This window comes from Streptomyces sp. NPDC002935, from assembly GCF_040611295.1.
Taxonomy (GTDB): domain Bacteria; phylum Actinomycetota; class Actinomycetes; order Streptomycetales; family Streptomycetaceae; genus Streptomyces.
The window spans coordinates 58,526-85,068 of record NZ_JBEXNW010000003.1 but is presented as its reverse complement, the minus strand read 5'-3'; the positions used below and the strand labels follow the sequence as shown (position 1 = coordinate 85,068).

At 72.0% G+C, this 26,543-nt stretch carries 22 protein-coding genes and 1 pseudogene; 14 read left to right on the top strand and 9 right to left on the bottom strand.

Features of this window, described 5'->3' with window-relative positions; all coding sequences use genetic code 11:
* Nucleotides 1-34: 34 nt before the first annotated feature.
* Nucleotides 35-1,435: a PepSY domain-containing protein gene (locus ABZX90_RS04445; RefSeq protein ID WP_355201407.1), complete on the bottom strand. Its 1,401-nt coding sequence runs from the start codon at nucleotides 1,433-1,435 to the stop codon at nucleotides 35-37.
* Between the two features lie 203 nt (nucleotides 1,436-1,638).
* On the opposite strand from ABZX90_RS04445, the gene ABZX90_RS04440 reads away from it, so the two are divergent.
* The 3 genes from ABZX90_RS04440 (at nucleotide 1,639) to pntB (ending at nucleotide 5,768) form a co-directional block, all read left to right on the top strand.
* On the top strand, nucleotides 1,639-2,298 hold the full coding sequence (locus ABZX90_RS04440; RefSeq protein WP_351120205.1) for a peptide deformylase: 660 nt from the start codon (nucleotides 1,639-1,641) through the stop codon (nucleotides 2,296-2,298).
* 452 nt (nucleotides 2,299-2,750) lie between these two features.
* Nucleotides 2,751-4,307 (top strand): Re/Si-specific NAD(P)(+) transhydrogenase subunit alpha, encoded by a 1,557-nt coding sequence (locus tag ABZX90_RS04435; protein WP_355201405.1) that lies wholly within the window; start codon nucleotides 2,751-2,753, stop codon nucleotides 4,305-4,307.
* A gap of 6 nt (nucleotides 4,308-4,313) precedes the next feature.
* Complete coding sequence (gene pntB / locus ABZX90_RS04430; RefSeq protein WP_355201403.1) at nucleotides 4,314-5,768, top strand: Re/Si-specific NAD(P)(+) transhydrogenase subunit beta; 1,455 nt, start codon at nucleotides 4,314-4,316, stop codon at nucleotides 5,766-5,768.
* A 132-nt stretch (nucleotides 5,769-5,900) separates the two neighbouring features.
* Here the strand turns inward: pntB and ABZX90_RS04425 are convergent, their stop codons facing one another.
* A complete protein-coding gene (locus tag ABZX90_RS04425) occupies nucleotides 5,901-7,334 on the bottom strand; it encodes an NAD(P)/FAD-dependent oxidoreductase (RefSeq protein WP_355201402.1) in 1,434 nt (477 codons plus the stop codon).
* Nucleotides 7,335-7,453: 119 nt separating this feature from the next.
* Between ABZX90_RS04425 and trxA the strand changes: the two genes are divergently transcribed.
* A complete protein-coding gene (gene trxA, locus ABZX90_RS04420; protein WP_355201400.1) occupies nucleotides 7,454-7,831 on the top strand; it encodes a thioredoxin in 378 nt (125 codons plus the stop codon).
* A gap of 96 nt (nucleotides 7,832-7,927) precedes the next feature.
* Here trxA and ABZX90_RS04415 read toward each other — a convergent pair whose 3' ends face one another.
* The 3 genes from ABZX90_RS04415 to ABZX90_RS04405 all read right to left on the bottom strand — a co-directional run bounded on the left by ABZX90_RS04415 (nucleotide 7,928) and on the right by ABZX90_RS04405 (nucleotide 11,776).
* Entirely contained in the window at nucleotides 7,928-9,364 is a 1,437-nt protein-coding gene (locus tag ABZX90_RS04415; protein ID WP_355201765.1) for a benzaldehyde dehydrogenase, read from the bottom strand.
* 37 nt (nucleotides 9,365-9,401) lie between these two features.
* The gene (locus ABZX90_RS04410) at nucleotides 9,402-10,646 is read right to left on the bottom strand and encodes a 4-hydroxybenzoate 3-monooxygenase (protein WP_355201398.1); all 1,245 of its coding nucleotides are present in this window, start codon (nucleotides 10,644-10,646) and stop codon (nucleotides 9,402-9,404) included.
* Nucleotides 10,647-10,741: 95 nt separating this feature from the next.
* On the bottom strand, nucleotides 10,742-11,776 hold the full coding sequence (locus tag ABZX90_RS04405) for a LacI family DNA-binding transcriptional regulator (protein ID WP_355201396.1): 1,035 nt from the start codon (nucleotides 11,774-11,776) through the stop codon (nucleotides 10,742-10,744).
* 169 nt (nucleotides 11,777-11,945) lie between these two features.
* Between ABZX90_RS04405 and ABZX90_RS04400 the strand changes: the two genes are divergently transcribed.
* The 4 genes from ABZX90_RS04400 (at nucleotide 11,946) to ABZX90_RS04385 (ending at nucleotide 15,951) form a co-directional block, all read left to right on the top strand.
* The gene (locus tag ABZX90_RS04400; RefSeq protein WP_355201394.1) at nucleotides 11,946-13,370 is read left to right on the top strand and encodes an amidase; all 1,425 of its coding nucleotides are present in this window, start codon (nucleotides 11,946-11,948) and stop codon (nucleotides 13,368-13,370) included.
* A 20-nt stretch (nucleotides 13,371-13,390) separates the two neighbouring features.
* Nucleotides 13,391-13,615: a hypothetical protein gene (locus tag ABZX90_RS04395; RefSeq protein ID WP_351120189.1), complete on the top strand. Its 225-nt coding sequence runs from the start codon at nucleotides 13,391-13,393 to the stop codon at nucleotides 13,613-13,615.
* Between the two features lie 196 nt (nucleotides 13,616-13,811).
* Nucleotides 13,812-15,302: an SPFH domain-containing protein gene (locus tag ABZX90_RS04390; protein WP_355201392.1), complete on the top strand. Its 1,491-nt coding sequence runs from the start codon at nucleotides 13,812-13,814 to the stop codon at nucleotides 15,300-15,302.
* A gap of 202 nt (nucleotides 15,303-15,504) precedes the next feature.
* A complete protein-coding gene (locus tag ABZX90_RS04385) occupies nucleotides 15,505-15,951 on the top strand; it encodes a type II toxin-antitoxin system PemK/MazF family toxin (RefSeq protein WP_355201390.1) in 447 nt (148 codons plus the stop codon).
* Between the two features lie 162 nt (nucleotides 15,952-16,113).
* Here ABZX90_RS04385 and ABZX90_RS04380 read toward each other — a convergent pair whose 3' ends face one another.
* Nucleotides 16,114-16,947 (bottom strand): TIGR02452 family protein, encoded by an 834-nt coding sequence (locus ABZX90_RS04380; RefSeq protein WP_355201388.1) that lies wholly within the window; start codon nucleotides 16,945-16,947, stop codon nucleotides 16,114-16,116.
* A 257-nt stretch (nucleotides 16,948-17,204) separates the two neighbouring features.
* Between ABZX90_RS04380 and egtA the strand changes: the two genes are divergently transcribed.
* From egtA to ABZX90_RS04355, 5 genes and pseudogenes are all read left to right on the top strand, one after another.
* Nucleotides 17,205-18,542, top strand: a complete 1,338-nt coding sequence (egtA, locus tag ABZX90_RS04375) for an ergothioneine biosynthesis glutamate--cysteine ligase EgtA (protein WP_351120181.1) — start codon at nucleotides 17,205-17,207, stop codon at nucleotides 18,540-18,542.
* Complete coding sequence (egtB, locus tag ABZX90_RS04370; RefSeq protein WP_351120179.1) at nucleotides 18,539-19,870, top strand: ergothioneine biosynthesis protein EgtB; 1,332 nt, start codon at nucleotides 18,539-18,541, stop codon at nucleotides 19,868-19,870. Before egtA ends, egtB begins: the two co-directional genes overlap by 4 nt.
* A complete protein-coding gene (egtC, locus tag ABZX90_RS04365; RefSeq protein ID WP_355201385.1) occupies nucleotides 19,870-20,661 on the top strand; it encodes an ergothioneine biosynthesis protein EgtC in 792 nt (263 codons plus the stop codon). Before egtB ends, egtC begins: the two co-directional genes overlap by 1 nt.
* Nucleotides 20,658-21,620, top strand: a complete 963-nt coding sequence (gene egtD / locus ABZX90_RS04360) for an L-histidine N(alpha)-methyltransferase (protein ID WP_351120175.1) — start codon at nucleotides 20,658-20,660, stop codon at nucleotides 21,618-21,620. The genes egtC and egtD overlap by 4 nt, the downstream gene beginning before the upstream one ends.
* Before the next feature lie 477 nt (nucleotides 21,621-22,097).
* A pseudogene (locus ABZX90_RS04355) lies at nucleotides 22,098-22,631 on the top strand (universal stress protein).
* Nucleotides 22,632-22,704: 73 nt separating this feature from the next.
* On the opposite strand, the gene ABZX90_RS04350 reads toward ABZX90_RS04355, so the two are convergent.
* Nucleotides 22,705-23,391 (bottom strand): TetR/AcrR family transcriptional regulator, encoded by a 687-nt coding sequence (locus tag ABZX90_RS04350; RefSeq protein ID WP_351120171.1) that lies wholly within the window; start codon nucleotides 23,389-23,391, stop codon nucleotides 22,705-22,707.
* 194 nt (nucleotides 23,392-23,585) lie between these two features.
* On the opposite strand from ABZX90_RS04350, the gene ABZX90_RS04345 reads away from it, so the two are divergent.
* A complete protein-coding gene (locus tag ABZX90_RS04345) occupies nucleotides 23,586-24,449 on the top strand; it encodes an SDR family oxidoreductase (protein ID WP_351120169.1) in 864 nt (287 codons plus the stop codon).
* 92 nt (nucleotides 24,450-24,541) lie between these two features.
* On the opposite strand, the gene ABZX90_RS04340 is transcribed toward ABZX90_RS04345, so the two are convergent.
* Together ABZX90_RS04340 and ABZX90_RS04335 are read right to left on the bottom strand one after the other, a co-directional pair.
* Nucleotides 24,542-25,438: a universal stress protein gene (locus ABZX90_RS04340; RefSeq protein ID WP_355201382.1), complete on the bottom strand. Its 897-nt coding sequence runs from the start codon at nucleotides 25,436-25,438 to the stop codon at nucleotides 24,542-24,544.
* 75 nt (nucleotides 25,439-25,513) lie between these two features.
* Complete coding sequence (locus ABZX90_RS04335) at nucleotides 25,514-26,416, bottom strand: universal stress protein (RefSeq protein WP_355201380.1); 903 nt, start codon at nucleotides 26,414-26,416, stop codon at nucleotides 25,514-25,516.
* Nucleotides 26,417-26,543: the final 127 nt, after the last annotated feature.

Here is a 26,543-nt window from a genome sequence, read left to right as displayed (position 1 = left end):
CCTTCTCCCTCCGGCTGTCGCGTGTCGGATCACGCTACCCGGCCGCCGCGGACGCGCCCGCCCTCCGGTGAGCAATCTCGCCGAGGAGCACATCGACGGCGACGAACACGGCGAGCGGGATGCCGAGCAGCGGTACGAAGTAGCCGAGGACGGCGACGGTCGCGAGCGCCGGGACCAGGATCTGCGGCGGGACGTGCTGCCAGGCGCCGCGCGGGATCGGCCGGCCGAACGCGGAGGCGCGGCCGCGCAGCCACCACATGCGGTAGCCCCACACGATGAGCAGGATCAGCGAGAGCGCGAGCGCCATCAGGGCGATCTGGTTGACCAGGCCGAAGAGCGTTCCGGTGTGGGCGTCGATGCCCCAGCGGGTCAGTTTGGCGAGCAACGGGTAGTCGGCGAAGCGGAGTTCGTCGACAACCTCGCCGCTCGCCGGGTCCACGGCCACCGCGTCCTGCTTCTCGGGCCAGCTGCGCTGGATCTGCTTCACCACGTACGCCGAGGAGGCGTCGGCGGGCGGGACGACCTCGACGGGGTCGCCCAGGCCCTTGGCACGGGCAACCGCGAGGATCGTGTCGAGGTCCCGCGGGGCGGCGGCGTCCTCGCCGGTGCCGGTTCCCGAACCGTTGTGGCTTCCGTGGTCGCCACCGGTCGCCGCCGAGAGCGAGGGGGTGGCCTGGTGGAGCGAGGTCCGCAGGGTGTCGATGTTGGCCCCGGCGTACGTCGACCAGGTCAGGCCCGTCGCGGAGAGGAAGACGAATCCGACGGCCGCCCAGACGCCGACCGTGCCGTGCAGTCCGAGGGTGCGGCGGCGCCCGCTGGTCCCGCGCACCTTGCGCTGTGCCCTGCGGCGGCCGAACCACAGTGCGAGGCCGCCGCCCGCGATCACCCACAGCCAGCTCGCGGCGAGTTCGCTGTAGAGCCGGCCGCTCTCGCCGAGGTGGAGATTGCCGTGCAGCCCGTCGAGCCAGGTGCGCAGCGGCAGCGCCCCGGTGGAGCCGTACTGCTCCAGCGAGCCGCGTACCTTCGCGGTGTACGGGTCGACGAACACCGCGAGGGTGTGGTCGGGGTCGACACCCGGGACGCCGGAGAGCAGGACGCGCGTCGTGGCGTCCGCTTCCGGGGAGGGCCGGACGGCCGAGACCGTTCCCTCGGGGTGGGCCGTGCGGGCGGCCGCGACCTGCTCCGACAGCGGCAGCTTGTGGTCACCGGCGGGAACGGTCAGCTCGTGCGCGTACAGGATCTCCTCGGCCTGGAACGAGGCGGCGTACAGCAGGCCGGTCGTGGCAGCCACCAGCAGGAACGGGGCGACGAGCACGCCCGCGTAGAAGTGCAGACGCAGAATCAGCGGGCGCAGGACGGACCGGACACTCCGGGTCGGTGCGGGGGCGACGGATTGCGGGGACGCGTCCGTCGTCGGGGAGGGAGCGGTGGGCATCGGCGGTGTTCTCCGGTCGGGCAGGGGACGGAAAGGAGCCGTGGGCCGGGGAGTTGGGCTCCCTTCGCCGGTGGCGGTCCAGTAGTCGGGGCGCGGGGGCGGCGAGTTCCCGGGCGCCGATGTGGCCTGCGTCACATCGGGAATTCGCGGGACTCGCCCGGCGCCGCCTCGATCGGCTCGGTCCGGCTTGGCATCCTGGCGCGATGGCATCCGAACGTGACCCCAGCGCCTCCCGCGGCACCCTGAGCGACCTGGTCGAGGAACTCCTCGGCCACGAGGGTCCGTTGCCGATCGTCGCGGCCGGCGACCCCGTACTGCGCCGGGGGGCCGAGCCGTTCGACGGACAGCTGGACGCCGGGCTGCTGTCCCGGTTCGTGGCCGCCCTGCGCGCCACGATGCACGCGGCGCCGGGCGTCGGGCTCGCCGCGCCGCAGGTCGGCGTGCCGCTGCGGCTCGCCGTCATCGAGGACCCGGCGCCGGTCTCGGAGGAGGTACGCCGGGTACGAGGTCGCGTGCCGCAGCCGTTCCGGGTGCTGGTCAATCCGTCCTACGAGGGGATCGGTCCGGGGCGGGCGGCGTTCTTCGAGGGCTGCCTGAGCGTTCCGGGCTGGCAGGCCGTGGTGGCCCGGCACACCGAAGTACGGCTGACCGGGCTGGACGAGCACGGACGACCGGTCGACGAGGTGTTCAGCGGCTGGCCCGCACGCATCGTCCAGCACGAGACGGACCACTTGGACGGCACGCTCTACCTCGACCGCGCGGAACTGCGCTCACTGTCCTCGAACCGGGCGACAGCGGAACTCTGGACCCAGCCCACGCCGGAGCGGGCGGCCGAGGCCTTGGGCTTCACCCTGCCGGACTGAAGCGCCGGGCGGACACCACGGCCCACCTGGCGGGCGCGACAGGACCGTCCGGCGGAGGCCACCGGGGCGCCCGGCCGGTAGACCTGAGGCCCTCCGGTGCCGGGCTCGCCGGCTTCAGGTCGCTGCTCGACGTGAGCCGGCTCGTTATGTGCCGGTTTGATGTTCCGTCACGGCCCTGCCTGTGCGCCGCGAGATCCGGCAGGTTCCGCCCGATGGGCCTCCATCGAGGAGGCCGACGGCGGCCGTGTCCCTCTCAAGGCTTACTCGCATGCAGTTGCTCCGGCCCCTGTCATCGTGTTGTCGGCAACAGGCCTCGCGTGAAACAAGTCACGGTTGCGTGCTGTGCCAAACAGCCTGCTCCACCATGTAAGTTCCTGCGTCCAAGGGGTGCGGACTCCCCCTGATCACACATTCGTGACAGCACATCTGCGTCCCCTGAGGGAGACATTGCCATGCCCGCAGAAGAATCGGCCCACCACCCGCCCCAGCGCATCGGAGTGGTGGCCGAGTCCACTCCCGGGGAGACCCGTGTCGCGGCGACGCCTGCCACGGTGCGCCAGTTGGTGGGGCTGGGCTACGACGTCGTCGTGGAGTCGGACGCCGGCACGGCGTCAGGCTTCGCGGACGACACCTACGGTGAGGCGGGGGCACGGATAGGCGACGCCTGGCAGGCGGACGTCGTTCTCAAGGTCAACTCTCCTTCGCCGGGCGAGATCGCGCGCGTGCCCGACGGCGCGACGCTGATCGGGCTGATCAGCCCGGCCCAGCGGTCAGACCTCCTTGCGGAGCTCGCGAGCCGACCCATCACCGTGCTGGCCCTGGACGCGGTACCGCGGATCTCGCGGGCGCAGTCGATGGACGTGCTCAGTTCGATGGCCAACATCGCCGGCTACCGAGCCGTGATCGAGGCGGCGCACGTGTTCGGGCGCTTCTTCACGGGCCAGGTGACGGCCGCGGGCAAGGTCCCGCCGGCGAAGGTGCTGGTGGCCGGCGTCGGTGTGGCCGGGCTGGCTGCCATCGGCGCCGCCTCCAGTCTCGGCGCGATCGTCCGGGCGACCGATCCGCGACCGGAAGTGGCGGACCAGGTGCGGTCGTTGGGCGGCGAATACCTCGCGGTGGACGTCGCGCAGGAGGAGAGCACCGACGGCTACGCCAAGGCGACCTCGGCCGACTACGACCGTGCCGCCGCAGAGCTGTACCACGCGCAGGCGAAGGACGTGGACATCGTCATCACGACCGCGCTGATCCCGGGCCGCCCCGCCCCGCGCCTGCTCACGGCGGAGGATGTGGCGGCGATGAAGCCCGGCAGCGTCATCGTCGACATGGCGGCGGCCCAGGGCGGCAATGTCGCGGGAACCGTTGCGGGCCGCATCGTGGTCACCGACAACGACGTCACCATCATCGGTTACACCGATCTCGCGTCCCGGCTGCCCACCCAGGCCTCACAGCTGTTCGGCACCAACCTGGTGAACCTGCTCAAGCTGCTGACGCCCGGCAAGGACGGTCGGCTGGTCATCGACTTCGACGACGTGGTCCAGCGGGCGGTGACCGTGGTGCGCGAGGGCGAGATCACCTGGCCTCCGCCGCCCGTCGCCGTCTCGGCCTCGGCCGCCGCGCCGTCCGCCCCCGTGGCAGCGGCCGCACAGCCGAAGGAGTCGCGACTCACCCCGGCGGCCCGGTTCGGGCTGATCGGAGCCGGCATGCTGGCGATGTTCGCCCTGGTCGCCTTCGCGCCGGCGCAGCTCGCGGCGAACTTCACGGTCTTCACGCTGGCGGTGGTGATCGGCTACTACGTGATCGGCAAGGTGCACCACGCGCTGCACACGCCGCTGATGTCCGTCACCAACGCGATCTCCGGAATCGTGGTCGTCGGAGCGCTGCTGCAGATCGGTCATCAGAGCGCGGTCGTCACCACGCTCTCGTTCGTGGCGATCCTGCTGACGAGCGTGAACATCTTCGGCGGCTTCGCCGTCACCCGCCGCATGCTGTCCATGTTCTCGAAGGGCTGAGCCGCAATGACTTCAACCACAGCCTCCCATGCCGCGGACCTGGTCGCCGCCCTGCTGTTCATCCTCAGCCTGGCGGGGCTGTCCCAGCACCGCACCTCCCGTGCCGGTGTCGTGTACGGCATCGCCGGCATGGCCCTCGCCCTCGTCGCCACCGTCGTGCTCGCGGCACAGAGCATCAACGCGGGCGCGGTCACGCTGATCGTCGTCGCGATGGTGCTCGGCGCGGCGATCGGCATCTGGCGGGCGCGACAGGTCGAGATGACCGAGATGCCCGAACTCATCGCCGTGCTGCACAGCTTCGTCGGCCTCGCCGCGGTGCTGGTCGGGTGGAACAGCTACCTGGAGGTCGAGGCGCACGGCGCCGCGCAGAGGCACGTCACGGCAGATCTGCTGGAGATCCACCACGCCGAGGTGTTCATCGGCATCTTCATCGGCGCGGTCACCTTCACCGGCTCGATCGTCGCCTTCCTCAAGCTGTCGGGGCGCGCCAAGTCCCGTCCGCTGGTCCTGCCGGGCAAGAACGCGCTCAACGTCGCGGCGCTGGTGGCGTTCGTGGCGCTGACGGCCTGGTTCACGATCAGCCCCAGCCTCGGTCTGATGATCGCCGTGACCGTGCTCGCGCTCGTCCTCGGCTGGCATCTCGTAGCCTCGATCGGCGGCGGCGACATGCCCGTCGTCGTCTCCATGCTGAACAGCTACTCCGGCTGGGCCGCGGCGGCGGCGGGATTCCTGCTCGACAACAACCTGCTGATCGTCACGGGCGCGCTGGTCGGATCCTCGGGCGCCTACCTGTCGTACATCATGTGCAAGGCGATGAACCGGTCCTTCATCTCGGTCATCGCGGGCGGCTTCGGCATCGAGGCTCCCACGGGCGGGGACGAGGAACAGGGCGAGCACCGCGAGATCCAGGCCCGGGAGGTGGCCGAGCTTCTGACGCAGGCCCGGTCCGTCGTCATCACCCCCGGCTACGGCATGGCCGTGGCCCAGGCGCAGCACCCGGTCGCCGAGCTCACACGTCAGCTGCGCGAGCGCGGCGTGGAGGTCCGCTTCGGCGTCCACCCCGTGGCCGGCCGTCTGCCCGGACACATGAACGTGCTGCTGGCCGAGGCCAAGGTGCCGTACGACATCGTCCTGGAGATGGACGAGATCAACGACGACCTCGCCGACACTTCCGTCGTCCTGGTCATCGGCGCCAACGACACCGTCAACCCGGCCGCGGAGGAGGACCCCACCAGCCCGATCGCGGGCATGCCGGTCCTGCGGGTGTGGGAGGCGGAGCAGGTCGTCGTCTTCAAGCGCTCCATGGCCTCGGGCTACGCGGGCGTACAGAACCCGCTGTTCTTCCGGGAGAACAGCGGCATGCTCTTCGGCGACGCCAAGCAGAGCGTCGAGGAGATCCTTCGCGCCCTCACCTCCGACCCCCGCGCCCAGGCGCCGAGCGAAGCCGCCCTCGCCCGCTAGGGCCCGCGCCCCGCGCGGCCCGCCTCCCCTTCACGGACGGCGCCGAATCCCCATCCCCGGTCACCCGGCGTGTGTGCCCCGGAGCGGTGCTCCGGGGCACACACGGTGAACCGCCCGGTGTGCCGTACCGGGTCACGCGTCCCGGTACGCCTCGAGGAGCCGCAGCCAGACCTCGCTGACCGTCGGATACGACGGGACGGCGTGCCACAGGCGGTCGATCGGTACCTGTCCGACGACGGCGACGGTCGCGGAGTGGATCAGTTCGCCGACTCCGGGGCCGACCAGGGTGAGACCGAGGACGATCTCGCGGTCGAGGTCGACGACCATGCGGGCCTTGCCGCGATAGCCGTCCGCGTACAGACCGGCGCCGGCCACCGAGGCCATGTCGACGTCCACGCCCCGGACCCGGTGTCCGGCCTGTTCCGCCTCCGCGAGGGAAAGACCCACGGCCGCCGCCTCCGGGTCGGTGAAGACACACTGAGGGACGGCCGCGTGGTCGGCGGTCGCGGCGTGCGCGCCCCAGGGGTCCGTCTCCAGCAGGGGCACCCCGGCGGCGCGGGCGGCGATGGCGGCACCCGCGATCCGGGCCTGGTACTTGCCCTGATGGGTGAGCAGGGCGCGGTGGTTGACGTCGCCGACCGCGTACAGCCAGTCGCTGCCGATGACCCGGAGGCTGTCGTCGACGTCGATCCACTTGCCGGGCTCCAGGCCGACCGTTTCGAGACCGAGGTCGTCGGTGCGGGGCGCGCGGCCGGTGGCGAACAGGATCTCGTCGGCCTCGATGCGGTCACCGGTGTCCGTGAGGGCGACCACGGTCGAACCCTCGCGCGAGACCGCGGTCACCGAGATGCCGGTGCGCACGTCCGCGCCCGCCTCGGTCAGGGCCTCGGCGACCAGTTCCCCGGCGAAGGGCTCCATACGGGGCAGCAGGCCCTTGCCGCGGACCAGGAGGGTGACCTGGGAGCCGAGCGCCTGCCAGGCCGTGGCCATCTCGGCGGCGACCACACCGCCGCCCACCACGATCAGCCGCCCGGGCACGGCGTGCGCGCTGGTGGCGTCGCGGCTCGTCCACGGCTTTACCTGGGCGAGCCCCGGCAGATCGGGCAGCAGGGCTCGGGTGCCGGTGCAGACGGCGACCGCGCGCCGGGCGGTCAGCACCTGGCGCTCACCGTCGGGCCCGTCGACGGTCACGGTGCGTGATCCGGCGAGTCGGCCGTGGCCGCGGTAGAAGTCGGCTCCGATGCCGTCCAGCCACCTGAGCTGGCCGTCGTCCTTCCAGTCCGAGGTGAAGTAGTCGCGGTGGGCGAGCACCGCTGGGGCGTCGAGGGGGCCTTCCACGGCGTGGGCGAGGCCGGGTACGCGGCGGGCGTCGGCGCGGGCGATGGCCGGGCGCAGGAGTGCCTTGCTGGGCATGCACGCCCAGTACGAGCACTCGCCGCCGACGAGTTCGCTCTCCACGACCGCGGTGGAGAGGCCGGCGGCGCGGGCGCGGTCGGCGACGTTCTCCCCCACGGGCCCGGCACCGAGCACCACGACGTCGTAGGCGATGGATTCCGTTTCCGTCATGGGACCAGTCTGGTTGCTGGTGTGCGCCGTGGCCACACGGGTACGGGCGCGGAATACGCCCCCGCCGGGTGGCGTTGTCGAAACCGGCATGACCCGGACGTGAGGAAGAGGGAAAAGGAATGAGCAGCACCGTTGAGCTCACCAAGGAGAACTTCGACCAGACGGTCACGGACAACGAGTTCGTCCTGATCGACTTCTGGGCGTCCTGGTGCGGGCCGTGCCGTCAGTTCGCGCCGGTCTACGAGAAGGCCGCCGCGGCCAACCCGGACCTGGTCTTCGCCAAGGTCGACACGGAGGCGCAGCCCGAGCTGGCGGCCGCCTTCGAGATCCAGTCGATTCCGACCCTGATGATCGTCCGCGATCAGGTCGCGATCTTCGCCCAGCCGGGGGCACTGCCCGCGGCCGCCCTGGACGACGTCATCGGACAGGCCCGGAAGCTGGACATGGACGAGGTCCGCAAGTCGGTCGCGGCGCAGCAGGCCAAGGCCGCCGAGTAGACCCTTCGAAGAGGTGACCCAGAGGCTCTGGAGCGGGTACGCCAGAGCCCTGGCAGGACCGCGCGCGACCTTCTGGAAGGGGTACGGCGCGACTCTCTAGAAGGGGTACGTCGCCACGACCCCGCGCACCGTCGTCCACCGCAGGTCGGTGAAGGCCTCCAGGTTGGCCTCGCCGCCGAAGCGGGCGCCGGTGCCGGAGGCGGCGGTACCGCCGAAAGGAGCGACGGCCTCGTCGTTGACGGTCTGGTCGTTGATGTGGGCGATACCGGTCGGGATGCGCTCGGCGAGGTCGAGGCCGAGCGCGGTGTCCCGGGTGACGATGCCCACGGAGAGTCCGTACGGTCCCGCGGACGCCAGGGCCGCCGCCTCGTCGAGGGTGCTGAAGGAACGGACCGGGGCGACCGGGCCGAACACCTCCTCCGCGTACGCCGGGGTCGCGTCGTCGACTCCGGCGAGCACCGTGGGCCGGTAGAAGAGCCGGTCGTGCGTGCCGCCCGCCGCCAGCTTCGCGCCACTCGCGGTGCTGGACTCCACCAGCCCCCGGATCTTGGCGAGTTGGGCCTCGTCGATGATGGGTCCGAGGTGCACCTGTTCGCGGTGCGGGTCGCCGACGGCCAGTGAGTCGGCCTTGGCAGCGAGCCGCTCGACGTACTCCTCGTACAGCGAGGCGTGGACCAGGTGGCGGCCCGTCGTCATGCAGATCTGGCCCTGGTGGAAGAACGAGCCCCAGGCCGCCGTGGAGATGACCGCGTCGAGATCGGCGTCCTCCAGGACGACCAGGGCGGAGTTCCCGCCCAACTCCAGGTGGGCGCGCTTGAGATGGCGGCCGGCCGCCTCACCGACCGCACGTCCGGCGGCGGTCGAGCCGGTGAAGGAGATGACGGGGACCAGCGGGTCGGCGACCAGGGCGCGGCCGACGTCGGGGCCGCCGGGCAGGACCTGCAGCAGCCCGTCCGGAAGTCCCGCCTCGGCGAAGACGGCGGCGAGCGCCAGGCCCCCGCACACGGCCGTGCGCGGATCCGGCTTCAGGACGACGCCGTTGCCGAGCGCGAGCGCCGGGGCGACCGAGCGGATCGAGAGGATCAGCGGCGCGTTGAAGGGCGCGATCACGCCCACCACTCCGACCGGGACGCGGCGCGTGTACGACAGGCGCGGCGCCTCCGAGGGCAGGATCTGGCCCGTCGGGCGCGAGGCGAGAGCGGCGGCCTCGTAGCACTCCTGGGCGGCGACGTGCAGCTCGAAGTCCGCCTTGCCCGGGATGGAGCCGGACTCCCGCACGATCCAGTCGCGCAGCTCGTCGGCGTGCGCGGTGAAGAGGTCCCCCGCCCTGCGCAGTACGGCGGCGCGCGCGAAGTGCGGGGTCCTGGCCCACTCCGTCTGTGCGGCGCGGGCGGTCCGCGCGGCCGTCGCGATGTCCTCGGCGGCGGCGAGCGTGACGGTACCGAGGCGCTCGCCGGTGGCGGGCTCGGTGACGGCGTACTCATCGCCCGAGAGCGGGCGGGACTGCCAGGTCGTGGGGTCGAGCAGCGGCATGTCGGCTCTCCGATCGTTCACTGATCACCAGCGGGACTCAGCGGGTTCTTGCGGCTCGGGCTTCCGCGTCCTCGGGTTCGCCGCGTCCTGCGGGTCCGGCGAACTCGGGGGCGAGCGGAAGTCCCGTGTAGTTCGCGGCCAGTTCGGCGGCGGCGGGACGGGAGGCCGTGATCCGGCGCAGTCGCGCGAGCTGCATCCGGTGTTCGAAGGCATCCCCATCTGGTTGAGCGTGCAACATCCTAGTCATGTCGTACGAGAAACGCGTCGCCTGCCACACGCGCTCAAGGGCAAACTCCGAGTAACGGTCAAGGAGTTCACCCGAGCCGGTGCTGTACAGCTCGGCGAAGCCGCGCGCCAGGACCCGGACGTCGGACACCGCGAGGTTGAGCCCCTTGGCGCCGGTCGGCGGCACGATGTGGGCGGCGTCCCCGGCAAGGAACAGCCGCCCGTGGCGCATCGGTTCATGGACCCAACTGCGCATCGGGGTGACCGACTTGGCGGTGACGGGACCACGTTCCAACTGCCAGTCCCCGTCGACCGCGAAGCGCGCGGCCAGTTCGTCCCAGACGCGCTCGTCGGGCCAGTCGGCGGCGTCGGTGCCGTTCGGGACCTGGAGGTACAGCCGGGACACCGACGGGGAACGCATGCTGTGCAGGGCGAAGCCGGTGGCACCCCGGGCGTAGACCAACTCCTCGCAGGAGGGCGGCACATCGGCGAGGATGCCGAGCCAGGAGTACGGGTAGTCGTGGGCGTACGAGCGGCCCGTCCCGGCCGGGAACGCGGCGCGCGCGATGCCGTGGGAGCCGTCGCAGCCCACCACCCAGTCGCAGCTCAGCGTCCGCTCACGGCCCTCGTGCACGAACCGCACGACGGGCGATCCGCTCTCCGGCTTCTCCACGGCGAGCGCCTCGGCCTCGAACAACAGCGGTGGCCCGCCGTCGAGTTGCAGGGCGACGAGATCCTTCACGATCTCCGTCTGGGCATAGATCGTGACGGTGCGGCCGCCCGTGAGCACGGGGAAGTCGATGTGGTGGCGCTCGCGGTCGAAGCGCAGCTCGATGCCGTGGTGGACCAGCCCCTCGGCGTCCAGCCGCGCGCCCGCCCCGCACGCGCGCAGCGCGTCGACCGTGCCCTGCTCCAGCATCCCGGCCCGCTGGCGCCGCTCCACATACGCGCGCGTCCTGCTCTCCAGGACGACGCAGTCGACCCCGCTCCGGTGCAGCAGCCGGGCCAGCAGCAGCCCTGCCGGGCCGCCGCCGATGATGCCGACCGTGGTCCGCATGACGCTCCTCCGGTGTCCGGTGCCGCCGGGGCCGAGCTCCGGCGAGGGGACCAGCCCCGGCCGCGCACGGGCCGGGCGAACAGGCCCAGCCTCTCTCAGCTCGACGCGCGGTGCACGACTCGTGCTCCCAGTACCTCGTGCGTCTCGGGCTCGGCGCCCGGCTCGCGGACCGCGCGGTCGACCAGTTCGGCGAGGTCGCGGCCCGAGGGCAGCTCGATGTGGACGGTGCTCAGCCGGGGCCGGAGCAGCCGGCCGAGCATGAGGTCGTCGGCGCCGACCACGGCGGTCTCGTCCGGGACGGCGACACCCTCGTCCTGCAGGGCGCGCATGAGGAGCATCGCGTACTCGTCGTTGTACGCGAAAACGGCGTCGAGCCCGAGCGGACGCCAGCGCTCCGCGAGCCGGCCGGCGGCCTCCTCCTCGTACGCCAGGGGCAGCTCGGTCACCGTCGCGTCCGTGCCGTGCAGGGCGCGCCGTACGCCGTCGAGGCGGGGCTGGGAGAAGATCTCCAGGCCCGCCTCCTCCGGCATCACCACGCCGATGCGGCGGCGGCCGCGGGAGAGCAGATGGACGCCCGCGCAGTGGCCGACCCGGTCGTGGTCCATGAGCAGGGCGTGGGCCCCCTCGACCCGTTCGGGGCCGAGCGTGACCACGGCGCGTGCGCCGGCCCTCTTGAGGACCGCGACGCCCTGCGAGCCGAGGCCGCTGCCGGGCACCAGGACGGCGACGGGTCGCAGCTCGGCCCAGGCGCGGGCGGCCTCGTCGCCGCGCAGGCCGACGCTGCCGTACTGCACGACGGTGTAGTCGAGCCGGCCGAGTGCCCCCTGGAGCTCGGAGAAGAACTGGCTGTAGAGGGGGCCCACGGGCACGGTCGGGGCGGGCATCAGGACCATGCGGCTGTGGCCGGCGCGCAGACTGCGGGCGGCCGCGTGGGGGACGTACCCGAGTTCTTCGGCTGCCTCGCGGACCCGGAGCCGGGTGGGTTCGCTGATGCGCACGGCGCTGGTGTTGTTCAGGACGTACGAGACGGTCGCGCGCGAGACACCCGCGAGGCGTGCCACGTCGGCACTCGTCGGCACGGGCCGTTGTGCGGGCGACGGCTGAGCGGATTGCTTGGGTATCTGCACCATGACGAACCGCATCCTTGCAGAAGGCCACCACGCCGCTCCGGGCCGGGGCGCCCGGGCGGGCACCCCGCCCGGCGGAAGTTCCGCTTCCGCGGGGGAAGTTGCGCTTCCCGTACCGGTTGGCCCGCACACAGGTTACCGTTCAGTAGACAACTGCTGCGGAGGTGACCGGATGGCTCCCGACCGTGCCGCGGGCCTGACCGAGAGCGCGCGTGCGCTGGCCGACGGCGAGGTGAGCTCGCGCGAGCTGGTCGAGCGGGCGCTCGCCCGGATCGAGGCGGCCCGGCCCACCGTGAACGCCTTCCGGCGGGTGCGTGCCGAGGCGGCCCTCGCCGAGGCCGACGCGGCGGACAAGGAGCTGGCGGCGGGCGGGCGGCGACCGCTGCTCGGGGTGCCGCTGGCGGTCAAGGACGACATGGACGTGGCGGGCGAGCCGACCGCGTTCGGCTGCCCGGGCGATTTCCCGCCGGTGGCCGAGGACGGCGAGGCGGTACGCCGGCTGCGCGCGGCCGGTGCCGTCGTGATCGGAAAGACCAACACCTGCGAGCTGGGCCAGTGGCCCTTCACCGAGGGCCCGGCCTTCGGCGCGACCCGCAACCCCTGGCACCACGGGCACACCCCGGGCGGCTCGTCAGGGGGCTCCGCCGCCGCCGTGGCCGCGGGCCTGGTCCCCGCCGCGCTGGGCTCGGACGGCGCGGGCTCCGTGCGTATCCCGGCCGCCTGGACCCACTTGGTCGGCATCAAGCCGCAGCGCGGCCGGATCTCGACGTGGCCGCGCCCGGAGTCCTTCCAGGGCATCACGGTCAACGGCACGCTCGCCCGCACGGTCGCGGACGCGGCCCTGCTGCTGGACGCGGCGAGCGGCAACCACGACGGTGATCTGCACCGGCCCGCCGCGCTGCGCGTCCGCGACGCCGTGGACCGCGATCCGGGCCGGCTGCGCATCGCGCTGTCACTGAAGCCGCCGTTCACCGCGCTGCCCGCCCGGCTCGACCCCGCCGTACGGGCGAAGGTCGTCGCGCTCGCGGAGCGGCTCGCAGCGCTCGGGCACACGGTGGAGGAGGCCGATCCGCGCTACGGGCAGATCGGGCTCACGTTCATCCCGCGCGCCACGGCCGGCATCGCGGAACACGTGCGGGACACGCCCTTCCCCGACCTCCTCGACCGGCGCACCCGCGACGCCGCGCGCCTCGGCCGGCTGCTCGGCGGAGCGCCGCTGCGGTTGGCCCGCCGGGCCGAGGCCACGCTGCACCGGCGCGTCGGCGCGCTCTTCGACACCTACGACGTGGTGCTCGCGCCCACGACCGCCGCTCCCCCGCCGCGGATCGGCGCGATGGCCGATCTGAGCGGCTTCGGCACCGACCGGGCCATGATCGCCGCCTGCCCGTACGCCTGGCCGTGGAACGTCCTCGGCTGGCCCGGCGTGAACGTCCCCGCGGGCTTCGTCGGCGAAGGGCTCCCGGTCGGGGCGCAGTTGCTCGGCCCGGCGGACAGCGAGCCGCTGCTCGTGTCGCTGGCCGCGCAGCTGGAGGCGGACCGGCGCTGGCACGAACTGTGGCCGCCGTACGAGGCCGTCGCGGACTCCCCGGCCGCGTAAGCGAGTTCCAGCCTTACGCTGTGACCATGGACGATGCGGCGATGGTCGGTTTGATGGGGCGGGTCACCGGCACGGTCGGACCCGGGCTCGTCGGCGAGGTGATCGTCCGGGTGCGCGGGGGCGCCGAGCACTTCCTCGCGTATCCGGCCGTCGCACAGGACCGCATCGAGCGGGGCACGGTGGTGATGGTCGTGGAGTACCTGGCGCCGCGCACGGTGTACGTCTCGGCCGCGTACGACGCCTGACGACGCCGCGCCCGCGCAGCCGCGGAACGGCGGCGAACTCTCGCCGTCCATACGACAGTTGAGCTGCCCTCGTCCCAGGTGAGAGCCGTATGCGTCAAGAACGCAACAAGGATTCGCCAGCCTCTGTACCCCGGTGTCGGCAAGGAGCACACTCCCGTTCGTTCGGTGCCGACAGGGCACCATGCAAAGGGGGCGTATGCCGATGGTCATCGGCGTCGTGGCGGGGGCGGTTGTCCTCGCACTGATCTTCATCGTTGTGGTCTTCAAGCTCATGTGGCGCGTCGCGGAGCCCAACGAAGCACTGATCATCTCGGGTTCGAAGCATCGGACCGAGGGCCTTGAAGAGGGCATGGGTTTCCGCATCGTGACGGGGCGCGGCACGCTGGTGATGCCGGGTGTGCAGGCGGTGCGGAAGATCTCGCTCGACCTCAACGAGACCGAGCTGCACGTGGACTGCGTGACCACTCAGGGCATTCCGCTGAAGGTGCGGGGCGTGGTCATCTTCAAGGTGGGCGACGACTTCGTGTCGATCGCCAACGCGGGCCGCCGCTTCCTCGACCAGCAGAAGATGATGGCGGAGCGGGTGCACAACGTGTTCGCCGGTCATCTGCGGTCGATCGTCGGCGGGTTGACGGTCGAGGACATGATCCGCGACCGGGAGAAGCTGACCGGCCAGACCCGGGCCGCGTGCGGTACGGAGATGGAGAAGCTCGGTCTGATCGTCGACTCGCTGCAGATCCATGAGATCGAGGACCCGACCGGGTACATCAAGAACCTCGCGATGCCGCACGCCGCCGCCGTCCAGCGGGACGCGCGCATCGCGCAGGCGGAGGCGAATCGTCTCGCCACCGAGGCCGAGCAGAAGGCCGCGGCCCGGATGTCGGAGGCGACCCGGGACAGCGAGATCCTCCAGGCCGGCTACCAGGCCGAGCGCGACAAGGCGGCGGCGAAGGCCCGGCAGGCCGGACCGCTCGCGGACGCCGCGGCCCGGCAGGACGTCGTCGTGCAGGAGACCCGGATCGCCGAACTCGACGCCCTCCGCCGCGAGCAGCAGCTCCAGGCGGACGTCCGCAAGCCGGCGGACGCCCAGGCGTACGAGACGCGGGCCCGTGCCGAGGCCGAGCGTGACGCGCGCATCTCGGCGGCGCAGGCCAAGGCCAAGGAGACCGAGCTGGCCGCCGCGGCCGAGGCGAGCCGGGTCAAGACGGCCGCCAACGCGGAGGCCGAGGCCACGAAGGCCCGGGGTGCGGCCGCAGCGATGGCGACCAGGGCCACCGGTGAGGCCGAGGCGGCAGCGGCCCAGGCCAAGGGTCTCGCCGCCGCCGAGGCGACCCGCGCACAGGGCCTCGCGGAGGCGGAGACCATCAAGGCCCGGGCCGCCGCGCTCGCCGAGAACCAGGAGGCGGTGGTCGCCCAGCAACTCGCCGAGAACTGGCCGGAGATCGTCCAGGCGGGCGCGAGCGCGTTCGGCAACGTGGATCACATGGTGCTGCTCAACGGGGCCGACGGCATGTCGGACCTGTTCGCCAAGGCGCTCACCATGGGCGGCACCGGCCTGGGCCTGGCACGCCAGTTGCTCTCGACGATGAACCCGGAGGGGACCTCGGCCAAGAACCCGGCCAACGGGGTCAACGGGTTCGTACCGCCGCTCACCGAGAAGGTGCCCGTGGAGAAGGACGGGGGGTGACGATGACGCGCTGAGGCGCACCGGCACCGGAAGATCGATGCAGTGAGGCTCGGGCGTACGGGAGTTGGGCCACAGCTCCGGTACGCCCGACGCCGTGCGGCAGGCGCCCGCAGGGGAGTTGGGTCGCGGCTCGCAGCCCTGATGTCGTACGGACGCGGACCCGCCCGGCACGGCGTCGCACCGGGGCTCTACCGTGGCCCGCGTGACTGCCTTTACCGAAGAAGACGTCCCCGGCCGCTACGGCCCCACCGCGACCTCCGAGGCCGAGCCCCGCAAGGTCGGCCCGGTGAAGACCGAGTACTCCCCCGCCCACGACGGCGACCCCGATCCCGGCGAGATCGTCTGGACGTGGGTGCCCTTCGAGGAGAACGACGGCCGGGGCAAGGACCGCCCGGTGCTGGTCGTGGCCCGGGAGCCCGCGGGCACGCTGCTCGCCGTTCAGCTCTCCAGCAAGCGGCACGACGGCGACCGCGAGTGGGTCGCGATCGGCAGCGGCCCGTGGGACCGGACCGGGCGGGACTCCTGGGTGGACGTGGACCGCGTGCTCCGCCTCCACGAGGAGGGGATGCGCCGGGAGGCGTGCGCGCTGGACCGGATGCGGTTCAACTCCGTGGTGCACCGACTGCGGGAGCGGTACGGGTGGCGCTGACCACCACGCGGTGAGCGCCGGTGTGCACTCCGGGAACGGCCCGGTGGGTGGTGCCCGGGGGAGGGCGCCGGAGGGCGGATGCGTCACGCTCCCCGCGGCCAGCCCCGTGGGCGTGGCTCCGGGAGGCGGCCGCTGGGAGCCGGGCATTGGGAGCCGGGCGCGTCACGCTCCCCCGAGCTCGATTGCGAACACCTGCTCGAATGCTCGGTGTGTGGTCCGGCCCGGGGTACGGTCCAGGATCCCGAACACCACGTGGTCGAAGGACCCCTCGAAGCGACCGTCGAGCAACAGCCCGCGGAAGGCCCGCGCCACCTGCGCCGGGTCGTTCTGGAACACCCCGCAGCCCCACGCCCCGAGGACCAGGCGACGGTAGCCGTGGAGCGCGGCCGTCTCCAGGACACGCTCGGCGCGGAGCGCGAGCGCGCCCGGCAGCTCGGCCGCGCGCTCCGGAGCGGTACGCAGGACGACTCCCGCGTTGGGAGCCGCCGAGGTCAGGAATCCCGCCGGAAACGGCTCGTCGAGGAGCCTGCCGCGGTCGTCGCGGAAGACGGGCACGCTGGGTGAGTGGATGACACGGTCCGTGTAGAACGCGTCACGGTGGGCTCGGTGATGGTCGTAGAACCCCCGGGCCTCCAGCAGGCAGGTGTACAGCGCGGAGGCCCGGCACAGGGCCTCCTCCTGGGCCTGGGCGCCGTTCAGATAGCCGCCGCCGGGATTGCGCGCCGAGGAGAAGTTCAGCACGGCGACCGGGTCCCCGCCCAGGGTGGTGAGCCGGTGGGCCGCCTCCAGGCTGCTCTCGCCGGTGACCTCGAACGCCGTGCGGACCGGGGTCACGGACGGTGTGTCCACCGGTTCCGGTCCGTGCAGCCTCGTCCCGGCGCGGGCGGTCTCGACCGCCGCGGCGATGGACACGGCGCCCCCGGAAGGGCCGCGATACCCGCCCGCCGCCACGATCTCCTCGGTCTCCCGGGCGATCGCACGCAGGCGCGCGCTCATGGCGCGACCCCCGTACGCGCCACGGGCGCGGCCTGCGTGCGTTCCCCCGTCGTGCCCATGAACGCATCGTGAGCGATGCTGGTCATGCGGCGCAACAGAGTTTCGCGGCCCCGCGAACAGTGTTTCCCGGTCCCGAAAGCGACGATCTGCACCCTTGTGCGAACCGCCGAAAGGGTCTTGGGTGGGACGAGTGATTGCCGGTCCGACCCACCAGACCCCGGGCCGGCGGCATGGTGGAATCTCAGGAGGATCCCGACATGTCCGATTCGGTGAGTGACTGTACGGAGCGCCGACGCTCCGCCGTCACCGAGGCCGAGGTGGAGGCGCTGGTCCGCGGCATCTGCTTCAAGACCGGTCCGCCCCGCTTCCTCGGTGTCGAAGTTGAATGGCTCGTCCACGAGCTGCGCAGGCCGCGGCTCCCCGTACCACCAGAACGACTCGAAGCGGCTTATGCCGCACTGCGGACCCTGCCCCTGCGTTCGGCGCTCACGGTCGAACCCGGTGGACAGCTGGAGCTCAGCTCCGCTCCCGCCACCTCCCTGATGGAGTGCGTGGGGTCCGTCTCGGCCGACCTCGACGCCGTACGCGCCAGCTTGCGCGAAGCGGGTCTCGGCCTCAGTGGTTACGGCCAGGACCCCTGGAACCCCCCGAGCCGCTATCTCCATGAGCCCAGGTACGACGCCATGGAGCGCTGCCTCGACCGCGCGGGACCCGAGGGCCGCGCCATGATGTGCACCTCCGCCTCGGTCCAGGTGTGCCTGGACGCCGGGTACGAGGAGCCGGGCCCGCTCGGGCACGGACGCCGCTGGTGGCTGGCCCACCAGCTCGGCGCGGTCCTCGTGGCCGCGTTCGCCCACTCCCCGATGGCACGGGGACGGCGCACCGGCTGGCGTTCCACACGGCAGTCGCTGTGGGCGTCGATGGACCCCGGGCGCACCGACGCACCGGCTCTGGGCGGCGATCCCAGAACCACCTGGGCCCGGCACGTGCTGGACGCCCCGGTGATGTGCGTACGAGGGCCACAGGCCCCCTGGAGCGTCCCGGAAGGCCTCAGTTTCCGGGACTGGACCCGGTCCGACGAGCCGCCGGACCGGGAGGACCTCGACTACCACCTGACGACGCTGTTCCCGCCGGTGCGGCCGCGCGGTCATCTGGAACTCCGCATGATCGACGCGCAGCCGGGTGAGAACGGCTGGATCGTGCCGCTCGCGGTGACGGCGGCGCTCTTCGACGACCCGGACGCGGCCGAGATCGCCTACCGGACCGTCAAGCCTCTCGCCGAGCGGGCGGGCCCCGCTCGGGCGCCGCGCAACCCGCTGTGGCAGGACGCCGCACGGTTCGGCCTCACCGATCCGGAGCTGCGCGAGGCCGCCGCGATCTGCTTCGCGGCGGCGTACGAGGCACTCCCCCGGCTCGGTGCGAGTTCCGGGGTTCTCGACGCGGTGGCCGAGTTCACCGACCGCTACGTGGCCCGGGGCCGCTGCCCCGCCGACGACCTGGTCGGCGTGGTCCGTTCGCAGCACGACGGTCGATCCGGGCGCCGCTCCGACGGCCGCCCGCAGGGTCGGTTCGATGGGAAGGACATGAGCACATGACCGGCACGACCGCCCCCGATCCGCTCACGGATCCGGAGTCGCTCAGGCAGCGCGCGCTGGACGCGCTCACCACCGCCCGCGACCGCACCGCCCTCCTCACCTCGTGTGTGGAGGACCCCGATCTGACCGCGCAGCACTCGCCGTTGATGTCCCCGCTGGTGTGGGACCTCGCGCACATCGGCAACCAGGAGGAGCTGTGGCTGCTCCGCATGGTCGCGGGGCGTGAGGCGATGCGGCCCGAGATCGACCGACTGTACGACGCGTTCGAGCACCCGCGCTCCGAGCGGCCGTCCCTGCCGCTGCTGCCGCCGGCCGAGGCCCGTACGTACGCGGCCGAGGTGCGTGGCCGGGCGCTGGACGTCCTGGAGAGCACCGCGTTCCAGGGCACCCGGCTGACCGAGGCGGGGTTCGCCTTCGGCATGATCGCGCAGCACGAACAGCAGCACGACGAGACCATGCTGATCACCCATCAGCTCCGCCGGGGGCCGGCCGCCCTCACGGCGCCGGACCCCGCGCCCGCGCCGGCGTTCACCGGACCCGCCGAAGTCCTCGTGCCCGGCGGCCCGTTCGTGATGGGTACCTCCACCGAGCCGTGGGCGCTCGACAACGAGCGCCCCGCGCACCGGCGTACGGTCCCGTCGTTCTTCATCGACACCACTCCCGTCACGAACGCCGCCTACCAGGCCTTCATCGAGGAAGGCGGCTACGGCGAGGCACGCTGGTGGACCCCCGAGGGCTGGGACCACATCCGGACGCACGGCATCGAGGCGCCGCTGTTCTGGCGGCGCGAGGGCGGGCAGTGGCTGCGGCGCCGCTTCGGGGTCACCGAGGTCGTACCGCCGGACGAGCCGGTCCTGCACGTGTGCTGGTACGAGGCCGACGCGTACGCCCGCTGGGCGGGGCGGCGGCTGCCCACCGAGGCCGAGTGGGAGAAGGCGGCCCGCCACGACCCGGCGTCCGGCCGTTCCACGCGCTATCCGTGGGGCGACGAGGATCCCTCCCCCGTCCACGCCAACCTGGGCCAGCGCCATCTGCGCCCGGCGCCGGCGGGAAGCTATCCGGCGGGCGCGTCGCCGCTCGGCGTACGGCAGTTGATCGGCGACGTGTGGGAGTGGACGTCGAGCGATCTGGAGCCCTACCCCGGCTTCGTCGCCTTCCCCTACCGGGAGTACTCGGAGGTCTTCTTCGGTCCGGAGTACAAGGTGCTGCGCGGCGGTTCGTTCGCGGTGGACCAGGTGGCCTGCCGGGGCACGTTCCGCAACTGGGACTACCCGATCCGGCGGCAGATCTTCTCCGGGTTCCGCACGGCCCGCGACGGGGACTCCTGATGTGCCGTCAGCTGGCGTTCCTGGGAGACGAGGAGAGGCTCGGCGCGCTCCTGGTGACGCCGGAGCACAGCCTGTTCCGGCAGTCGTGGGCGCCCCGGCGGCAGCGGCACGGGACGGTCAACGCCGACGGCTTCGGGGTGGGTTGGTACGCCGAGGGAGACCCGGTTCCGGCCCGGTACCGCCGCACCGGGCCCATCTGGGGCGACCAGTCGTTCGCGGACCTGGCCCGGGTGGTCGGGACGAGGGCGCTGCTCGCCGCGGTGCGGGACGCGACCGTGGCGGGCGCGGACGGCGAGGCCGCGGCGGCGCCGTTCGCCGCGGGCCCCTGGCTGTTCAGCCACAACGGCGCGGTCGCCGGATGGCCGGACGCACTCGCACCTCTCGTATCGGGCCTGCCCGCGGCCGAGTTGCTGTCGCTGGAGGCCCGGTGCGACTCGGCGTTCGTATGGGCGCTGGTCCTGCACCGGCTGCGCGCCGGTGACGAGGAGGGCCAGGCTCTGGCCGACACGGTCCTGGAGGTCGCCGAGGCGGCTCCCGGGTCCCGGCTCAACCTGTTGCTCACCAACGGCGAGACGATCACCGCGACCGCCTGGGGCGACACCCTCTGGTACCTCCTCGAACCGGGCCGTCGCACCGTCGTGGCCTCCGAGCCGTACGACGACGACCCGCGCTGGCGGGAGGTCCCCGACCGCACCCTCCTCAGCGCGAACCGCACCGAGGTCCTGCTCACCCCGCTCAAGGACATGAGCGACGACATGGCATCCGCACATCGCAAGGAGCCCCGTACGTGAGTCCGTTCCTGCTGACCCGCACCCTTCCCGAGGACGCCACGGACGCGGCCCTGCGCGCCGACGTCCTGCACGGCCTCGGACACCTGCCCAAGACGCTGCCGCCGAAGTGGTTCTACGACGCCCACGGCAGCGAGCTCTTCGAGAAGATCACCGAACTCCCGGAGTACTACCCGACGCGCGCCGAACGCGAGATCCTGCTCGCGCGGGCCGGTGAGATCGCCGCGGCGAGCGGTGCGCGCACCCTCGTCGAACTCGGTTCCGGCTCGTCGGAGAAGACCCGCCATCTGCTGGACGCGCTGCCGGACCTGCACACCTATGTGCCGGTGGACGTCAGCGAGAGCGCGCTCACCCAGGCCGGGCACGCGCTGATCGCCGAGCGGCCGGGCCTGAACGTGCACGCGCTGATCGCCGACTTCACCGGCGGTCTCGCGCTCCCGGGCACCCCCGGGCCACGGCTCGTGGCGTTCCTCGGCGGCACCATCGGCAATCTGCTGCCCGCCGAGCGCGCGACCTTCCTGGCGTCCGTACGGTCGCTGCTGTCGCCCGGCGACACCCTGTTGCTCGGCACCGACCTGGTCAAGGACGAGTCGGTCCTCGTCACGGCCTACGACGACGCGGCCGGGGTGACGGCGGCGTTCAACAAGAACGTGCTCAGCGTCGTCGACCGCGAACTCGGCGCCGACTTCGACCTCGACACGTTCGAGCATGTCGCGCTCTGGGACGCCGAGCACGAGTGGATCGAAATGCGGCTGCGATCGCTTACCGCGCAGACGGTGAAGATCCCGGCCCTCGACCTGGCCGTCCACTTCGCGGAGGGCGAGGAGCTGCGGACCGAGATCTCGGCGAAGTTCCGCGAGGACGGCGTCCGGGGTGAACTGGCCACGGCCGGCTTCGGCCTGACGCACTGGTGGACGGACACGGAGGGCCGCTTCGCCCTGTCGCTGAGCGTGGCGGTCTAGTCCCCGCCGGAACTCCGGGGTACTGCCTGAAGGGTCTCCGAGGTGGAGCGACTCACCTCGGAGACCACTTCGATGAGACTCGCGGTCGGCCACCGGGTCCCGAGCGTCCCTCACGCGCCGTCAGCCGCCGTCTGCCGCCAGGATGCTCGTGACGCGGTCGGAGGCGGGACGCCAGAGGCCGAGCTCGGCCCGGTGCAGGACGGCGGCGCGGGCTGCGAGGCCGACGCGGAACGCCCCCGGCGAGGCAACTGCCGTCGCTCGACCTCGGATGTGTCGCGTGGTGATCGGCGGCATCGTCGTCATCCGCGTCGTGATCTGCCTTCCGCCGCAACGACTGGCTGTGAGCGGCGTCAGAGACGCGTCATGAACCGGACCACTGATGTCAGGCGTGCGCCAAAAGAGCAGTCCGCCGACCTCGTCTGACACTTCGATGGGACACGAATGTCCGTGAGTGTGTACGCCAAGGGGTGAGCGACGATGGGTGATGGCGGGCGACGGCGCGCGGTGGTCGGAGTGAGCGGTTCGCTGGGGAGCCTGGCGGCCTTGCACCGGGCGGCGAACGAGGCCCGTCGAACCGATGCCGAGTTGCTGGCCGTGCTGGCCTGGGAACCGCCAGGTGGTGAACTCGCCCACCGGAGTTCGATGTTCCCGTCACCGGTGGCCGACCTCCGGCGGGATGCGGGCGAACGATTGCTCACCGCTCTCGACACAGCCTTCGGCGACGCAGGACCCGGGGTTCCGTTCCAGGGCCTGGTCGTACGGGGTACGGCGGGGCGTGCACTGGTCGAGACCGCCGACCGGGCCGACGACCTCCTGGTGATCGGCGCAGGATCTCGGGGCGGAATGCGCGTTCTGTTTCCGTCGGTCACCCGGTAGTGCGTCGCCCACGCCGCCTGCCCTGTGCTGGCGGTACCACCCTCGCCCCTGCAGGGCGAACTCGTCTCCATGCACCGCCGCATCAGCCTACGGCTGTCGCTCGATGCCCGGGAGCTGACGGACGGCAGATCCTGACGGACCGGGACACGTCGGTTTAGCGGTGGTCGAAACCTTGCCACCGTGGCCAGGGCCGTAGCGCGGTGTTGGATCAGCGTTGCAGCCACTCGTCGAGAAGCGCGGCCTCAGCTTTGCTGAGAGTGGGCAGTTCGGGCATGAGAGTGCGGAAGGCCGCGACGACGGCCGTCGGATCCTGGGTGGGGACAGCGGGCTCATCTGTGAGGATGGCGCGAGCGACCGCGTCGAAGGCGGCGTCGGCCAGGTGCGGGTCGCTCTGCTCTGGTGGCAGGGTCAACAGGGTGTGGACGGCTCCGATCCCCGCCGAGCGGATGAGGTTGACCGCGCGTTCCTCGCTCACCCGAAGCCGCCCGGCGGCGGCGATTCTGTGCACACGCTCGGAGAGGATCAGCACGCCCTTGACCTGTGCCGGGGTGTCGCGTGCGCGGGCCGGGTCGAGCAACAGGCCGTAGACGTACGGGTTGGCCAGGCCGAAGCTGATCTGCGTGTTCCATCCGGCGCGGAGGTCTTCTACGGGGTCGTCCGAGGGCGCGGTGGTCTGCTTGCTCGCCACATGTTCGGCGAAGACACGCTCCGCGGCGGCATCCAGCAGCTCGTCCTTGTCCTGGAACAAGCGGTAGAGAGCAGGAGGCTGCAGCCCGGCCTCGTGGGCCACGCGGCGCGTGGTCACGGCGGCCGGCCCTTGGTCGCGCAGCAGGCCGGCCGCAATCTTCACGATGCGGTCCCGGGTGATGTCTCGCCGCTGCGCGTTCGGTGCCATGGGGACGATGGTATCGCCCATGTGTGAAAGGCGATGTTATCGATGATATCGCCAATCCTTCGCTGGCGAACTGTCCAAGGAAGCTGGCAGATGCGACTGCTCTTCGGATGACCTCTGATGGTTGTATCCAACGGAAGTATCAGTGGTAACGTTATTTTCGTTCCATTGGAAACGTCATCAGACTGGAGCCACCGATGCTGATCGTCACGGGAGCCACCGGCCACCTCGGTTCGTTGATCGTCAACCGCCTGCTGGAGCGGGTACCGGCCGACAGGATCGGCGTCAGTGTGCGCGACGTGAGCAAGGCCGCCCAGTTCGCCGAGCGCGGCGTCCGAGTCCGAGCGGGAGACTTCACCGAACCCGCCAGTCTGAAGCACGCCTTCGAAGGTGCCGAGCGCGTCCTGGTCGTCTCCGCGGCCATTCGAGGCAGCGGCGCGTTGACCGCCAACAGGGCCGCCATCGACGCGGCACGGGAGGCGGGCGCCCAACGCGTCCTGTACACCAGCCACCAGGCCGCCTCTCCCACGTCGCTCTTCCCGCCGCAGAAGGTCCACGCGGCCACCGAGGAGCACCTCAAGCAGCAAGGAGTCCCCTACACCGCCCTTCGGAACGGGTTCTATGCCTCCACCTTGGGCTACTACATCGGCGCGGCGCTCAAGACCGGCACGCTCGCGGTGCCGCAGGACGGCCCGGTGTCCTGGACGGCCCACGAGGACCTGGCAGAAGCCGCGGCCTCCGCCCTGACCGAAGACGGTGCACTCGAAGGGATCACGCCGCCGCTGACAGCCCCGCACACGCTGGACTTCGCCGACGTTGCCGAAATCCTCAGCCGCATCACCGGCCGGACCATCACCCGAGTCGTCATGGACGACAACGAGTGGACATCCGCAGCAGTCGCCGGCGGGATGCCACGGCCGGCCGCGGAGTTCTCCTTGACGATGTTCGCCGCATCGTGCAACGGCGAGTTCAACGCCACCAACCCCACGCTGGAAGCCATCACCGGTCACCCCGCGAAGACCGTCCGCGAGGTCTTGGAGGCCGCCTTGCGCTCCCGGTGAGCAGCATCCGGACCGGCCCCTCACCCGGCGCCGGGCCCGGCCGGGATACGTGCCCGTCGGCACGGGCGGGCGGCGACCGCGCAGCGCAACCGTCAGTCGTGCGGGACCAACACGACCGGCCGGGCCACGTGATGGAGCAACGCGTGGGCCACCGGGCCGGTGTGGGAGCCGACCGCGGTACGCCGCCGCCGACGGCCCAGCACCAGCAGCCCGGCCCCGCCTGCCGCGCGTACGAGGACGTGGGCGGCGCGGCCCTCGTGGAGATTCTCGCGGACGAACACGCCGGGGTACTTCGCGCGCCAGGGTGCGAGCAGCCCCTGGAGTGAGCGCTCCGCCTCCTCCCGGATCCGCGTACGCTCCGCGACGCCCGGGACGCCCCTGGTGAGCGGCACGTGCCATGCGTACGTGACGCGCAGCGGCGCCCTGCGGAGTTCGGCCGCGCGGAACGCGAGATCGAGGACGTCGTCACAGGGCGCGCCGATGTCGACGGCAACCATTACGTCACGGTAGGGGGTATCGGCCGACGCCTTTCCCGAACCGTCGGGGAGGTGTTCGTCCGTCGCCGTCTCACCCGCCCTGACGAGGACGACGGGCCGGTCGACGTGAGCCACGGTGGCCATGGCGACCGAACCCGACATGAACCCGCCGACACTGCCCGTCCCCTGGCTTCCGATGACCAGCAGCTCCGCGTTCTCCGCCTCGGCGAGGAGCGCGGGGCCTGGCTGCCTGCGCACCTGCTCGGCCGCGATGTACAGCCCCGGGTAGCGCTCGTTCAGTACGTCGAGGGCCCCGCGCAGCACCCGCCGCGCGAGGTACTGCGGAGCCCGGATCTCGGGCAGGTCCGCGTCGGTGCCGTCGTCGGGCAGGCCCTCCCACGCGTGCACCAGACGGAGCGGCAGTCCACGGCGAAGGGCTTCCCTGGCCGCCCAGTCGGCCGCGGCGAGGCTCTCCTTCGAACCGTCCAGACCGACCACGACAGGCCTCGTCATGACCGTCACCTCCTTCTTCCGTCCGCGCTGTCGCGGGTCCTTCTGCACGGGCCCGCTGCACGAACCGGAGCTCTTCTAGAAGTGGGGCACGACGGCGACGGGGCAGCCGACGTGGTGGATCGCGGCATGGGTGACGGGTCCGGTGCGCGGGCCGAGCGGGCGTTCGGCGAGGCGGTGGCCGACGACGAGGAGACTCGCTCCGGTCGCGGCCCTCACGAGCGCGGTCGAAGGCTTGTCGTCCACCACCGTCTCCAGGACCTCCACGTCGGGGTACTTGTCGCGCCACACCTGAAGCACGGCCTTGAGGAAGCCCAGCCATTCCTCGCCCTGCCACGGCTCCTCGACCATTCCGATGTCGCCGGGTCCCAGGCCGATCGGGCTGGAGGCGTGCCAGGCGTGCACGGCCCGCAGACGTGCGTGCCGTAGCCGGGCCGCCTCGAAGGCGAACTCGATGACGTCGTCACAGGCCTCATCGAGGTCCACGGCGAGCACGACGTCCCGGTAGCCGGCGTCCGTCGAGGCCCCTCCGCCGGGTGCCGGCACGTGCTCGTCGGCCGCCTCCTCGGCCGCCCGGACCAGGACGACGGGACGCGTCGCCTTCGCGACCACGCCGAGTGCCACGGAACCCACCAGGAATCCGGTGAAGCCGCTCAGTCCGCGTGAGCCCAGGACGATCAGGTCGGCCTGGTCCGCCGCCTTCAACAGGGCGGCCGTGGCGGGGCCTTCCGTCTGCTCGTCGGTGAGGCGGACGTCGGGGAACTCGGCGCGGACGCGTTCCTCCGCCTGGCGCAGCGAACGCCGGGCCAGATGTCGCTGGGCCGCGCCCGCGATCTCGCGCTCCTGCCGGCGGGGGTGCCAGTCCAAGGCGTGTACCAGGTGCAGGGATCGGTTCCGTCGCTCGGCCTCGCGGGCCGCCCATGCGGCGGCGGCCAGGCTCTCGGCGGATCCGTCAACTCCTACGACAACGGGCGAAAGCATGTCGGCACCTCCAAAGCTCGGTCTGTCGTCCGGTACCAGCCTCACGCTGCGGCCCGTTCCCGGGCAGAGGCTGCCGGTACCCGCTTCGAGGGCCGTCCGGACCTGTGAGGTGACCAACGGCCCACAG